Genomic DNA, 12,858 nt, shown 5'->3' with positions numbered 1-12,858 from the left:
TAAAAAGTTATAAATACTAAAGTATTCTTAATAAATAAAGTTAAATTTTGAATTGTAGTTAAACCGCATTTACCTTTACACCATCAAAGTAACATAAATACAAAACTTACCATGAAAAGACTGAATTTAGTATTAGGAGCCGTGCTTATTACGGCTGGTTTAACATCTTGTAAAAATGATGCAGAAATGGCTGCAGAAAAGAGTGTAGACCGATATGAATCTTTTGTAGATTCTATAGACCGCCTTGACGACGAGGAAAGGATAGCAAACTGGGAAGCTATAGAAGCACAGTATGAAGCAAGGCTTGCTGAAGCTGAAGCAGCGCTGGAAAACCTGAAAGACAGGGAAGGTGCAGAAACAAGGATTAATGACAAGAAAACGAAATATGACGAAGTGAAAATGGAAGCTTCGCAAAACATGAACCAGGCATCTGCTAATAACGGCCAAACGCTTTATGTTAGCTTTTTTGGTGAAGGTAACGGTGTAGGTAATGACATGGACTTTACATGGGTTAACAAAGACAACATACTTAGCGTATATGAAAACTTTGTAAAGACATTTGAAGCCAACAAAGACACTTACTCTCGTGAGGACTTCGATAAAATCAAGAACTGGTATGAGGCTCTTGATGCAAGAAAGAACACTGTAGAAAAAGAAGGACTTTCTGCTGAGGACAACAGGAAAATTGCAGCGCTTAAAGTTGATTTTGCACCTGAATTTAAGTGGGAACGTATGAACGCTAAAAGCCAGGAAAACGAAAACGCTAAAGAAGCTGCAGAATAATCTGAATAGATAAAGGTTGATTATAAATTTGCGTGTAAAAAGGCTGCCGGATTCCCGGCGGCCTTTTTCTTTTTAACTGTGGGTTAACGCATTTTATGCTTAAGGCTGTGTAACTTGTATAGAGTTATGAATTTAAAATAAATACTTATGGCAAAGAATCACGGACCACAGGTTAAAGATGACGAGCAATATGAGGCTTTAAGAGATAAAGGCTACAGCAAAGAGAAATCTGCCCGAATAGCCAACAGCAAAGGTGCAGAGAAACGTGGCGGCAATGCAAAACAATATGAAGACCGCACCAAGAAAAGCCTTTATGATGAAGCTAAAAAAGTAGGTATTGAAGGCAGGAGCAAAATGAGTAAATCAGAACTTGCCGATGCTTTGCGAAATAACTAACCTAAAAGCCCCCAAAAGTTTTTAACGCCAAGCAATGCATCTGCCCAGAATGAGCGGAATGGCCTTATCAGGAAATGCTGTTTGGCCTGCCCCGGCCTGAAAAACACAAGCCCTATATGGTATAAATCTATCGTTACGGTAGCTTCAGGCTGTTTTACTATATTTTGCCAGGCAGCTTCAGTTACAGAGGTTTTACGTATATCGCCTATAACACATAAACTTTCTTCTCCCGAAACAGCCTGTATCTGGTTAAGCAGTTCTCTTACAGAAGTGGCAGTTTCAGCAGAAAAATAAGCTAAATCTATAGTACCGGGCACAGGTGCCATAGGCGAAAAGAACCAAATGCGTTGCGCGTGTGCTTCGGCAATTTCCCTTATTAGTGCCGTAGCTGTACCTTTAGGGTCATCAGGCACATATAGTTTTACAGACTTTAAGCCTGTTATTATTTTTTCAAGTATTTTAACCGCTTCTTTAGGTAAACCTGATTGACTGTTGTTATAGTATTTTAATCGGTTTGTATTACCATAAAAACATTTATTAGCCACTTGGTACACAAATGGCGAATGCAGCCCATGTGCATTTACCGATCTCCATAAAAATGTAAAATGCGACGTTGTTTTCATGGCAGCCTTTATTTATCCTTCCATTTTGGCAGTAAGTTCAAACCAACGCTCGGTTTTTTCCTCTATAGCTTTCAAAACCTTTTGCAATTCATCTGCTTTGGCGGCAATATCAGCATCGGCAATACTGCCATCGCTAAACTGCTTTTCTATAGTTTCTTTTTTTGCTTCCAGCTCCTTAATTTCTTTTTCTATTTTGTCATACTCCTTCTGCTCATTAAAGGTAAGGCCCGCCTTTACATTATTCTGCTTCCATGATTTTTTATCAGCACCCGATTTACTTTCATCTTTCGCAGGCTCTGCGCTATCCTCATAAGTACGGAAATCGCTGTAATTACCGGGAAAATCTTCTATCACACCTTCTCCCCTGAAAACAAAAAGGTGATCTACAATCTTATCCATAAAATACCTGTCGTGCGAAACCACTATAAGACAGCCGGGGTAATCGAGTAAAAAGCTCTCCAGTACGTTTAGTGTTACTATGTCAAGGTCGTTAGTAGGCTCATCAAGTATCAGGAAGTTGGGGTTTTGTATCAGCACCGTACACAGGTAAAGGCGTTTCAGCTCTCCCCCGCTCAGCTTTTCTACATAATCGTGCTGCTTTTTCCTGTCAAATAAAAAGCGTTCCAGCAACTGCCCTGCCGAAATAGTCCGCCCCTTGGCAAGCGGAATAAACTCACCAAACTCTTTGATGATATCTATAACTTTTTGCCCTTCTTTTGGAGTAATGCCGCTTTGGGTATAGTAGCCTATCTTTATGGTTTCGCCTACAACCACCTTGCCATTATCGGGCTGTATGGTTTGGGTTAAAATATTGAGGAAGGTAGATTTGCCCGTACCGTTTTTACCGATGATACCAATGCGCTCACCCTTTTTAAAATTAAAATTAAAGTTTTGCAGTATGGTTTTATCCTTAAACTTTTTTGAAACATTGTGCAACTCAACAATTTTGCTGCCCATACGCTCCATATTAATCTCCAACTCTACCTGGTGCTCTTTGCGGCGGCTGTTGGCTTTTTCTTTTATTACATAAAAATCGTCCTGCCTTGATTTAGATTTTGTTGTACGTGCCTTGGGCTGGCGGCGCATCCAGTCAAGCTCCTTAACAAAAAGATTCTGTGCTTTATCTATACTGGCATTTTCTGCCGCTATGCGTTCTTCCTTTTTAGTAAGGTAGTACGAGTAGTTGCCTTTATATTGGTACAGCTTGCCATTATCAAGCTCTACAATTTCGTTGCACACACGCTCTAAAAAGTAACGGTCGTGCGTTACCATAAAAAGCGTAATGTTTTCTTTTGCAAAATAATCTTCCAGCCACTCTATCATTTCAAGGTCAAGGTGGTTGGTAGGCTCGTCAAGAATCAGTAAGTCCGGTTTATTGATGAGTATTATTGCCAGTGCAAGGCGCTTTTTTTGCCCACCCGATAAGGTTTTAACTTTCAGTTTTAAATCATCCAGCTTAAGCTTAAAGAGTATCTGCTTATACTGAGTTTCAAAATCCCATGCATTGTAGAGTTCCATACGCTCAAAAGCTTTTTGGTACACTTCTTCGTCTTCAGGATTCTCCAATGCTCTTTCATATTGCTCTATAACCTTAAGTACATCATTATCTGATGCAAAAATGCTTTCCTCAATTGTTAGCTCCGGGTCAAGATTAGGCTCCTGTGAAAGAAATCCCATTTTAATTTCCTTACGTATTACCACCTGGCCGGTGTCGGGCGTGTCCTCGCCGGTAATAATTTTAAGAATACTGGTTTTCCCTGTGCCGTTCTTGGCAACAAAAGCTATTTTCTGGTCTTTGTTAATACCAAATGATATATTCTCAAAAAGGGTACGCTCGCCAAAAGACTTAGATATATTTTCTACTGAAAGATAATTCACGAAATAATGTTTTTGCAAATGTACACCAAATACTCACTTAACCAATAAATGTCATTTTGACATTATAACCGACAAAAAGTCATAAAAACTCAGCTGGTACAACAATTGACTATAGCTAAACAACAATAAAGATTTCAATCAAGTTTAACGTATAAACATTTTTAGTTATGAACTTAGTGAAAAGAAACACAGCAAATGCTAACCGTTTATTCCCGTCTGTAATGGATGAGTTATTTAAAGACTGGGCGGGCGGCACACAGTTTAACAGGATGATTGCCCCTGTAAACATTAAAGAAACAGATGAGTCTTACACCGTAGAGCTTATGGCTCCGGGAATGAAGAAAGAAGATTTTAATATTGAGGTTGATAACGACCTGCTAACGATTTCAGCCGAAGTAAAATCTGAAAATACTGAGCAGGAAGAAGGCAAATATACCAGAAGGGAATTTAGCTACTCTTCTTTTAAAAGAGCCTTTACTTTGCCGGAAAGTGTAAAGGAAGACGACATTAATGCTTCTTACCAGGATGGCATACTAAAAATTGCCCTGCCTAAAAAAGAAGAGGCATTACCAAAACCAAAGAGGTTAATAGATATTTCATAATAGTTTTTGAGTTAGTTGGTTTATGTAAAAAGCGCCCTTAAAAAAGGGCGCTTTTTTTATAGTATAATATTAAAATATCTTTTTCTTTTTGCCGCCGGCTATAAGCCTGTCGACTGAAAACCTTCCGCTGCCCACAACAAGCAGCAGTATATATACTGCAAGGTAAAGGCCCGGAAGTTCTTTGTTATCAAACGGGTCATTGGCATGCACCACAAATAATATAACCAGCATGGTAATAATAAGCGGTATAGCTGCCAGCCTTGTGGCAAAACCCATAATGATTAAAAACGAACAGATAAGTTCTGCAAATACGGTAAGGATTAGTGACAATTGCTCTCCTACGCCTATAGGGTCTGCAAACTTTACAGGGCCGTCTTCCATCAGCATATCCAGCTTTTGGAGCCCGTGTGTCATCATAAAACAGCCTACGGTTATCCTCAGTAAAAGTAACGCTATATCATACAGGTTTTGGTTGTATGAAGTACTGAACATCCGCATGATTACTGTTCAGTAAATTGAAGGTTGCCTATAAGTTTTACTTCTTCACTTACGGTTAACCCCCCGCCTTCAATAACAGCATTCCAGTTAAGCCCGTAATCTGTCCTGTTTATCTTACCAGTAACTTCAAGCCCAACTTTTTTATTGCCATAGCCATCTGTTGCCGTTCCGCCATATTCACCTTTAAAGGTTACCTGTTTGGTTACGCCCCTCATGGTAAAATCAGCTTTAATAGTATAATCGTCGTCGCTAACCTGTTCTATAGAGGTAGTTTTAATTGTAATTTCCGGATGGTTTTCGGCATCAAAAAACTCTTCACTACGAAGATGGCCATCGCGCTGCCCATTGTTGGTATTGATACTTGCCGCTTTAATTGAGATAGAAACTTCTCCGCCTTCAAAAGTATCTTCCGGTGTAGTTGCGCTTCCGCTGAATTCTCCGAAAGAACCCGATACAGTAGAAATTACAAGGTGTTTAACTTTAAAAAGAATTTCTGAGTGTGCAGGGTCTAATGCCCAGTTTTTTGTCGCCATAATTTCCTTTGGTTTATTAATGGTTTTGGTTTAGCATTGTAAAAATACGTAAAATGCTACAAACAGCCGTTAAAATAGTGTAAATTAAGGCTTAAATCCTAAAATGCGGAAAATACTCCTGCATTTTAGGAGTTATACATCGGGGGGAATTATAGCTGTAACAGCCAGTACCATAACGCCAGCGTTAAAAACGACAACGGAATACCTACACCTATCATCATGCCTGATAAGCGGGGCTTGAGCCCATGCGACGAAGCCAGTATGGATGCTGTAATCATAGGTGCCATGGCAGCCTCCATTACAGATACATCTACAGAAAGGCCGTCAGCGCCTATAATAAGCTTGTATAGTATGAAAAAGAAAGCCGGCATTATTATAAGCTTAAAGAAAAGCCCAAGCGCTAAAAAGCCCCAGTGCCTGCTTTTGCGTTCAATTTTAAGCTGCATGCCAACAGCAACAAGCGCAACCGGGGTCACCGTACTGCCCAGCCGCTGAAATACCGATTGCAGGGCATCTGTAAAGTCATAACCCGCGACATTCATAAATATAGCGGTAAAAAAAGCTATGAACGGCGGAAATAAAACTATCTTCCTGATTATAGCGGATGTGCCTACCGCACCCCTGCTGTAAGCAGCTGCTACCATAATGCCGAATGTTGCCATTACCACAAATGTACCGGGCTGATCTACAATAATTGCTGTTTGCAGCCCTTCTTTCCCATATAGCGCCTCTATAACCGGGAAACCTACAAAAGAGGTATTGCCAAGCCCTGCGGTAAGTATAAGGCAGCCGGTAAGCTTTTTAGACCAGCCCATTGCCTTGCCAAGCGTAAAGAAAAACAGGAAGGCCAGCAAAAAGCCAATCCACGCCACACCCAACGGATACAGCAGCTTAAAGCTTACCGTAATTTTAGGTATGTAATATAAAGCCAGTGCCGGCAATGATATGTAAATTACAAACTGGTTAAGCGCAACATAGGCATTTTTAGGGAATGCCTTTACACGTTGCAGCCCTACGCCCGCAAGCATACAAATAAAAACAAGCAGAATACTATCCAACAGCTGAAAGTTTATATTTTCGCCAAAAATACGGTTATTGCCCATAGTTTGCAGAAAAAACAGCAGATGTTTTGCGGTTTGGTAATTCCCTCTATATTTGTAACAGAATTTATTACAGAAATGATTTCAGGTAAATTTGCCATTACGGTGCACATACTTTCGGTACTCTCTAAATACCCTGAAGACTACCTGTCTTCAGAAATGCTGGCTTCGAGCATGAACATAAACCCTGTACTCGTCCGTAAAGAAATTGCCAACCTTAAAAAGCACAGCCTTGTAGAAAGCCGAGAAGGTAAATATGGAGGCACACGCCTTGCCAGGCCTGCAACAGAAATTTCGCTTGGCGATATTTTCAGGATAACTTTTGAGCAGGTAAACCTGGGATATTGCAAGAACACTCCTAACCAGAACTGCCCGGTGGGTAAGAAAATCAATATGAGCCTGGATAGGCTTTATGATGATATAAACGGCGATATAAACAACAAGCTGTGCGGCATTACGCTGTTGCAGTTTGCAGAGTCGTTTTAAATCTTTACCTTTTTTAAAGTGTTTTTACCAAAACCCTTAACTTTACGGGTATAAACAATCCTCTTTTGGAAAATAAGTACAACCATAAAACCGCATTGCACGAAAAAGATGGTATAAACCAGCCTGAAAGCATCAGCGAGGCAGCCATTGCACAGATTACCAAACTGCGCCGCAAACAACCCGATGCGCAGGAAATAGTTAACGGCATACTGGCAGGAAACAAAACCATGCTTAGCCGTGCCATTACGCTTGTAGAGAGCACAAATGCAACACATCTAGAAAAGGCAAACGAGGTTATAAACAAATGCCTGCCGTATGCTAACAAGTCGGTTCGCATTGGTATAACAGGCGTGCCGGGGGTTGGTAAAAGTACTTTTATAGAAGCGTTTGGTAAATACCTTACCGGTATCGGCAAAAAAGTGGCGGTACTGGCGGTTGACCCCAGCAGTTCTGTATCGCATGGCAGCATACTGGGCGATAAAACCCGTATGGAAGAACTGGTTAAAGATGAGAATGCCTACATACGGCCATCGGCATCAGGTGATACTCTGGGCGGGGTAGCCCGCAAAACCCGCGAAGCCATCATACTTTGTGAAGCCTGTGGTTTTGATACCATAATTATAGAAACGGTTGGCGTGGGCCAAAGTGAAACTGCGGTGCACAGTATGGTAGATTTTTTCCTCTTGCTTAAAATTGCAGGGGCAGGCGATGAATTACAGGGCATTAAACGTGGCATTATGGAAATGGCCGACCTGATAGTTATAAACAAGGCCGACGGCGATAATATTAAAAAAGCAAAGCTGGCAAAAACAGAATTTAATCGTGCGCTGCACCTGTTCCCTGCTAAAAGTTCAGGTTGGCAGCCAAAGGTAACTACCTGCAGCGCCATAACCCATGATGGCATTGCCGATGTGTGGCAGGTTGTAACCGATTACTTTGAAATGGTAAAGGCTAATGGTTATTTTGAAGGCAAGCGTGCCGGCCAAAACAGTTACTGGCTTACAGAAACCATAAATGAACAGCTAAAGGCAGGCTTTTATAACCGCGAAGACATAGCCCCGCTTATAGAGCAATATAAAAAAGCGGTGCAAAACAATGAACTCTCACCGTTTGCAGCCGCTACAATATTACTGGATAAGTATTTTGGAAAGTAAAACTGTTAACCGTTAGCTTTCGGCTTTCAGCAAAAAAGACAGAATAGATTCACTTAGCTCTGAATGACAATACAGCGAAAGCTAATCGCTGAAAGCTGTGAGCTGTCAGCTAAAAAGCTAATTACTACTCACCTTCATACCGCTCCATTTCGCGGTCATAGAATTTGTTTGCTTCTTCTATCAGTGATTCCATTTCAGATTCAAGTTCATTTTCATCAAGGTCGTCCGGCTCTTCTAAAAACTCTACCTCATCATCTTTAAGGTTTATTATAAAGCGCGGGTAATCAAGATGTATGATAAAAATATCATCCGGGAAATCGGTATTATCGGCAAGTACAAATTTTGGTAATTCCATTACTGGTTTATTGTTTAAAGTTAACGTTCAGCCAATCGTTGCCGGCTGATCAGTTTTTTAGTTAAATAATTAAAACGAAGATACAAAAATAAAGCAGCCGCAGTTAAGCCTGCCAGCAGCCCTATCCAGATGCCTGCCGCCTCAAGGCTGGTATAATGCCCTAAGTAATATGATATCGGGAAGCCGATTATCCAATAGGAAACAAAAGTAATAACGGTGGGTATTTTTACATCCTGCAGGCCACGCAGCGCACCCAGCACTACTACCTGTATACCATCGCTTATCTGGAAAACGGCAGCTACCAAAAGTAATTGTGCAGCAATACTTATAACTACTGCATTTTCGCCGATTAGCGAAGCATCATTCATATCAAGGAACAACGGCGGCAAGATTTTATGGAATGCCACAAACAAAATAGCAAAAGCAATTTCGAGCAATACCGCAAGCAAGAATATAGAGCGCGCTACCAACAATAGCTTTTTATAATCCTTCAGCCCCTTTTGGTTGCCTACACGTATCATACCCGCCACGCTAAGCCCCATGGCAAACATAAATGTAAGGCTGGCAAGGCTAAGTGCTATCTGGTTTGCAGCCTGGCTCGATTTGCCTATAGAACCCGAAAGCCATACTGCAGCCGTAAAAAGCGCCACCTCAAAAAGCATCTGCATGCTGGATGGCAGCCCGAGAGCTGTTATCCTGCGCAGTACCGACTTTTGTATTTCGCCAAAGCTAAAGCCTGAAAGGTAAGTCTTGAGCTTATTGTTGCGCGCAAGTATATAATGCATATATACAACCATAAATATACGGGACACTACAGTACCGAGGGCAGCGCCTATAATACCCATTTCGGGGAAGAACCATATACCATAAATGAGCAGGTAGTTAACCACTATATTGATTATATTACTTATAATAACCGCATACATGGCATATTTGGTTAAAGATAAACCATCTGTAAATTGCTTGTAGCCCTGGAAAATAACCATCGGGAAGAGCGAAAAAGCAACCCAGTCGATGTAGGGAGCTGCAAGCGCTACAACTTCTTCAGGCTGGTTCATTAAGTACATAAGCGGTTTGGCAAACCACACTACACCGAAAAGAAAAGCACCCAATATTGTGCACAACAAAAGCCCGTTATGGAAAACAGTGCGCACCATAGCCGTACTTTTTTCGGCATCATATTGTGCCACTATTGGTGTTATGGCTGTAGAAAACCCTATGCCTACAGACATGGCAATAAACACCATACTGTTACCTAATGAGGCAGCAGCAAGCTCGGCAGTACCCAGCTTACCCACCATAATATTATCTACAATACCGGTTATGGTATGCCCAAGCATACCCAAAACTACCGGCCATGCAAGGCTGATGTTGTACCTGAATTCTTTTGTGTAAGTGGAAAACTTCAATTTTTCATGCAATTAGGCCGCAAATGTAAGCAGAAGATTTGGTTAAGGCATGATGAATTATAAATGCTATAAATTTGATAATCATCAATGTAATCTTACATATGTAAAATTTTAATAAGCCTTTCTCAAATTATTAACAAAATATTGGAATTATTTGCGATGCAGGCATACTAATTTTACATCAGTAATAAAAGAGAAAATGATTATGAAACAGTTGATGAATGTAAAAGGACTGATGCTGAGTGCATTATGTTTTTTAGGTGCAGGAAGTGCTTTTGCACAGGATATTACCGGAACGGGCGAACCGGCCCTGGATAATTATGAACAGGGCTTCAGGCTTGGTTTTGGCCTTAATGCAGGCCCCGCAACAGGTGATTATTTTAACTTTGTACTTGGCGGAGATGTAAGGCTGCAATATGACCTTACCCAAAAAACATCTTTAACCCTTACAACAGGTTATACACACCTTTTTGGCGAAGAAGATTATATAGATGATTTAGGCTACATACCTGTAAAGGCCGGCTTTAAAGCCTTTGTATGGGAAAACAGCTTTTATGTGTTGGGCGAAGTTGGTGCCGGTTTCGCGGTAACTAATGATTATGATGAAACTACCTTTTTATGGTCGCCCGGTGTAGGCTATGCCAATGACGTAATAGATATTAGCGTACGCTATGAAGGCATGAATGATTTTAACGCCGACCAGATAGCATTGAGGCTGGCCTATGGCTTCAGGTTATAACATAACACCTTTAACACCTAAGTACAAAAACTAACTTTGCAAAACCTGTACCTTTTTGGTGCAGGTTTTTTACTTTTGTTATTACCACACATCCGCATAAAAATGAAGCTATTTATTATTGACTGGAGTAAAGACAGTACAACGCCGCTTATAGAATATTGCAAGGGTACCCCGCATAAAATTGTAGGTACAGAGTTATCCAATGGCGGTACCGCTTATAAAAACACAGCGGTTTGCAAGCCTGATGCCATAATTATAAATTATGCAGTAAAACCGGCACACGGGCGTATTACAGCAGAGGAGATCCGTAAGCGCAAACTAACGGCATCAATACCCCTGTATTTTATAAACGGTGATGAAGATGACAATGAGAAAGTGCAGAATTTAGGTATCTGCCTTAGCGAAGATGAATTTAAAGAACTGCTGGATACCGATCAGTCAGGATTTTCAGTTGAAAGTTTCCTTTTATAAAGGTTAATATTCTCCATAACCTCATCATCAACCTCAGGCTCGCGGATATCATATTTAAGCAATTCGTCATAAATTGTTTTTGCAACAAGGTAGCGGGCAGCCTTTTTATCATCGGCAGGTATGGCATACCAGGGCGCATGTGGCTTAGAGGTATTGTTTATGGCTTCTTCATAATACTTTTGGTAATCTTCCCAAAATCCTCTTTCATCAAGGTCGGCAGGCGAAAATTTCCAGTTATGGCTTTTCTTGTTCAGCCTTCGCAGTAATCGCTGGCGCTGCTCCTCTTTGCTTATATGCAAAAAGAATTTTAATATTATAGTGCCGTTTTCAGCCAGATGTTTCTCAAAGTTATTTATCTGCTTAAACCGTTGCTGCCAAAAATCAGCAGGGACATCTTCAACAGTATCCATACCCGGCAGGTTTTCATTCAGCAAATATTCAGGATGCACCCGCGTTACGAGTACATTTTCATAATGGCTGCGGTTAAAAACAGCAAACTTGCCTTTTTCGGGCAGGGCTACATAGTGCCGCCATAAATAGTCATGCTTAAGTTCGCGTGATGTAGGCTGTTTAAATGTATAAACATTAACACCCCTTGCATTAAAATATTTAAACACCTCACGTATAAGGCTGTCCTTGCCCGATGTGTCCATACCCTGCAGGCATATCAGCACACTATAGCGGTTGTTGGCATACATTTTATCCTGCAGCTTGCCCAACTGCTTGCTTATCTGTTTAAGCGCCTGTTTCTTCTCCTCTTTAGTGGCTCCGAGGCTCTCGTGCGTTATAGCACCTGCTATGCTGAAAGGTGCTGCAATTTTAAAACTGCTATCTGCTGCATTTATCATGGTTAAAATGCTTTATCTTTATATAAATGTAAGAATTTATACGCCGCTGCGTTTTGGTAAAAACCTAATATTATGCAAAAGTTTAAGTTAGAGCTGTTATTCAGGATAATAGGCATTGGTTCTGCTTCGGGGTTGTTTTTTAACGGCAGCTCGTTATTTATCATTTCCGATAACAGCCATTTTTTATATGAGTATAACATCACCACACAAAAGCTGGATAAAATACCGTTGGTAGCTCCTGATTATACAGGCCCAATGGAAAACGTGCCAAAGCCGGATAAGCCTGATTATGAAGCCTTGTCTTATAAAGACGGGCATCTGTACCTGTTTGGCTCAGGCTCTACAGAAAACCGCAATATAATAGGGCACATTAACAGCAAAACCAAAGAAGTTTACCCGCACATAGATGCTACCGATTTGTATATGGTTATGCAAAGCTTTGGCGAAATTACACCCGATGATTTTAATATAGAAGCGGCTGTAAATGATGGCTCGGTTTGGTACCTGCTGCAACGCGGTAACGGTAAAAACGGGCAAAATGGTATTTTTACGCTTGATGGTGATATAGCCGATACTAACTTCCAGATACTTTATAATGCAATTGACCTGCCCGAGATAAGCGGTGCAAAGGCTGGTTTTACCGATGCCGTAAAAGTGGGTGGTGTTTTATACTTTATTGCTGCGGCAGAAAAATCTTCATCAACCTACCATGATGGCGAAGTTACCGGTACACTTATAGGCTCGCTTGACCTTGAAACAATGAAAGTAAAGAAAACACAGGTAATAGGGAAAAATAAGTTTGAAGGTATAACCCTTTATAAAGACAATGGCAGCACGCTTGAGTTCCTGCTATGTGAGGATAAGGATAATGACGAGGATACATCTGATATTTATAAGCTTACCATTGAGAAATAAGCCTCTTCCCAACCCTCTCATATTTCCCCTTTGGGGGTTAGGGGCTAATTTTTTTCACCCCCCTTCCC

Annotated in this window: 16 protein-coding genes; 8 read left to right on the top strand and 8 right to left on the bottom strand. The window is 40.9% G+C overall.

All coding sequences use genetic code 11. The features are described from left to right. Positions 1-111: 111 nt before the first annotated feature. Together Q0K96_RS09030 and Q0K96_RS09025 are read left to right on the top strand one after the other, a co-directional pair. Positions 112-783, top strand: coding sequence for a hypothetical protein (locus tag Q0K96_RS09030; protein ID WP_297333676.1), 672 nt, complete (start codon positions 112-114; stop codon positions 781-783). Between the two features lie 147 nt (positions 784-930). Then, positions 931-1,179, top strand: coding sequence for a Rho termination factor (locus Q0K96_RS09025; RefSeq protein WP_297333675.1), 249 nt, complete (start codon positions 931-933; stop codon positions 1,177-1,179). Here Q0K96_RS09025 and Q0K96_RS09020 read toward each other — a convergent pair. Then, positions 1,176-1,802: a hypothetical protein gene (locus tag Q0K96_RS09020; protein WP_297333674.1), complete on the bottom strand. Its 627-nt coding sequence runs from the start codon at positions 1,800-1,802 to the stop codon at positions 1,176-1,178. The genes Q0K96_RS09025 and Q0K96_RS09020 overlap by 4 nt on opposite strands. Positions 1,803-1,814: 12 nt before the next feature. Beyond that, the gene (locus tag Q0K96_RS09015) at positions 1,815-3,680 is read right to left on the bottom strand and encodes an ABC-F family ATP-binding cassette domain-containing protein (RefSeq protein ID WP_297333673.1); all 1,866 of its coding nucleotides are present in this window, start codon (positions 3,678-3,680) and stop codon (positions 1,815-1,817) included. Positions 3,681-3,847: 167 nt separating this feature from the next. Here Q0K96_RS09015 and Q0K96_RS09010 point away from each other — a divergent pair, with 167 nt between their 5' ends. After that, entirely contained in the window at positions 3,848-4,282 is a 435-nt protein-coding gene (locus tag Q0K96_RS09010; RefSeq protein WP_297333672.1) for an Hsp20/alpha crystallin family protein, read from the top strand. Positions 4,283-4,351: 69 nt separating this feature from the next. Here Q0K96_RS09010 and Q0K96_RS09005 read toward each other — a convergent pair whose 3' ends face one another. The 3 genes from Q0K96_RS09005 to Q0K96_RS08995 all read right to left on the bottom strand — a co-directional run bounded on the left by Q0K96_RS09005 (position 4,352) and on the right by Q0K96_RS08995 (position 6,371). Continuing rightward, positions 4,352-4,774, bottom strand: a complete 423-nt coding sequence (locus tag Q0K96_RS09005; protein ID WP_297333671.1) for a DoxX family protein — start codon at positions 4,772-4,774, stop codon at positions 4,352-4,354. Between the two features lie 8 nt (positions 4,775-4,782). Beyond that, on the bottom strand, positions 4,783-5,313 hold the full coding sequence (locus Q0K96_RS09000) for a YceI family protein (protein ID WP_297333670.1): 531 nt from the start codon (positions 5,311-5,313) through the stop codon (positions 4,783-4,785). A gap of 149 nt (positions 5,314-5,462) precedes the next feature. Then, entirely contained in the window at positions 5,463-6,371 is a 909-nt protein-coding gene (locus tag Q0K96_RS08995) for an AEC family transporter (protein ID WP_297333669.1), read from the bottom strand. A gap of 48 nt (positions 6,372-6,419) precedes the next feature. Here Q0K96_RS08995 and Q0K96_RS08990 point away from each other — a divergent pair, with 48 nt between their 5' ends. Continuing rightward, on the top strand, positions 6,420-6,899 hold the full coding sequence (locus Q0K96_RS08990; protein WP_297333668.1) for an Rrf2 family transcriptional regulator: 480 nt from the start codon (positions 6,420-6,422) through the stop codon (positions 6,897-6,899). Between the two features lie 65 nt (positions 6,900-6,964). Next, complete coding sequence (gene meaB / locus Q0K96_RS08985) at positions 6,965-8,053, top strand: methylmalonyl Co-A mutase-associated GTPase MeaB (RefSeq protein ID WP_297333667.1); 1,089 nt, start codon at positions 6,965-6,967, stop codon at positions 8,051-8,053. Positions 8,054-8,177: 124 nt separating this feature from the next. On the opposite strand, the gene Q0K96_RS08980 is transcribed toward meaB, so the two are convergent. After that, entirely contained in the window at positions 8,178-8,408 is a 231-nt protein-coding gene (locus Q0K96_RS08980) for a hypothetical protein (RefSeq protein ID WP_223054221.1), read from the bottom strand. A 20-nt stretch (positions 8,409-8,428) separates the two neighbouring features. Continuing rightward, positions 8,429-9,817 carry an MATE family efflux transporter gene (locus Q0K96_RS08975; protein ID WP_297333666.1) on the bottom strand — a complete coding sequence of 463 codons (1,389 nt, stop codon included), beginning with the start codon at positions 9,815-9,817 and terminating at the stop codon, positions 8,429-8,431. A 205-nt stretch (positions 9,818-10,022) separates the two neighbouring features. Between Q0K96_RS08975 and Q0K96_RS08970 the strand changes: the two genes are divergently transcribed. Continuing rightward, on the top strand, positions 10,023-10,556 hold the full coding sequence (locus Q0K96_RS08970; protein ID WP_297333665.1) for a hypothetical protein: 534 nt from the start codon (positions 10,023-10,025) through the stop codon (positions 10,554-10,556). A 102-nt stretch (positions 10,557-10,658) separates the two neighbouring features. Further along, positions 10,659-11,027: a hypothetical protein gene (locus tag Q0K96_RS08965; protein ID WP_297333664.1), complete on the top strand. Its 369-nt coding sequence runs from the start codon at positions 10,659-10,661 to the stop codon at positions 11,025-11,027. On the opposite strand, the gene Q0K96_RS08960 is transcribed toward Q0K96_RS08965, so the two are convergent. Beyond that, the gene (locus Q0K96_RS08960; protein ID WP_297333663.1) at positions 10,991-11,875 is read right to left on the bottom strand and encodes a PPK2 family polyphosphate kinase; all 885 of its coding nucleotides are present in this window, start codon (positions 11,873-11,875) and stop codon (positions 10,991-10,993) included. The two genes, Q0K96_RS08965 and Q0K96_RS08960, sit on opposite strands and share 37 nt — an antisense overlap. 72 nt (positions 11,876-11,947) lie before the next feature. Between Q0K96_RS08960 and Q0K96_RS08955 the strand changes: the two genes are divergently transcribed. Then, positions 11,948-12,790 carry a hypothetical protein gene (locus Q0K96_RS08955; protein ID WP_297333662.1) on the top strand — a complete coding sequence of 281 codons (843 nt, stop codon included), beginning with the start codon at positions 11,948-11,950 and terminating at the stop codon, positions 12,788-12,790. The last annotated feature ends 68 nt before the right edge of the window (positions 12,791-12,858 follow it).

It is taken from the genome of Flavobacterium sp., assembly GCF_024305175.1.
GTDB lineage: Bacteria > Bacteroidota > Bacteroidia > Flavobacteriales > Flavobacteriaceae > Flavobacterium.
This window is presented reverse-complemented; position numbering and strand designations above follow the sequence as displayed.

Coding starts and splice junctions, on each gene's coding strand:
- Q0K96_RS09030 (WP_297333676.1), top strand. CDS start 112: ATGAAAAGACTGAATTTAGTATTAGGAGCCGTGCTTATTACGGCTGGT.
- Q0K96_RS09025 (WP_297333675.1), top strand. CDS start 931: ATGGCAAAGAATCACGGACCACAGGTTAAAGATGACGAGCAATATGAG.
- Q0K96_RS09020 (WP_297333674.1), bottom strand. CDS start 1,802: ATGAAAACAACGTCGCATTTTACATTTTTATGGAGATCGGTAAATGCA.
- Q0K96_RS09010 (WP_297333672.1), top strand. CDS start 3,848: ATGAACTTAGTGAAAAGAAACACAGCAAATGCTAACCGTTTATTCCCG.
- Q0K96_RS09005 (WP_297333671.1), bottom strand. CDS start 4,774: ATGTTCAGTACTTCATACAACCAAAACCTGTATGATATAGCGTTACTT.
- Q0K96_RS09000 (WP_297333670.1), bottom strand. CDS start 5,313: ATGGCGACAAAAAACTGGGCATTAGACCCTGCACACTCAGAAATTCTT.
- Q0K96_RS08980 (WP_223054221.1), bottom strand. CDS start 8,408: ATGGAATTACCAAAATTTGTACTTGCCGATAATACCGATTTCCCGGAT.
- Q0K96_RS08970 (WP_297333665.1), top strand. CDS start 10,023: ATGAAACAGTTGATGAATGTAAAAGGACTGATGCTGAGTGCATTATGT.
- Q0K96_RS08965 (WP_297333664.1), top strand. CDS start 10,659: ATGAAGCTATTTATTATTGACTGGAGTAAAGACAGTACAACGCCGCTT.
- Q0K96_RS08960 (WP_297333663.1), bottom strand. CDS start 11,875: ATGATAAATGCAGCAGATAGCAGTTTTAAAATTGCAGCACCTTTCAGC.
- Q0K96_RS08955 (WP_297333662.1), top strand. CDS start 11,948: ATGCAAAAGTTTAAGTTAGAGCTGTTATTCAGGATAATAGGCATTGGT.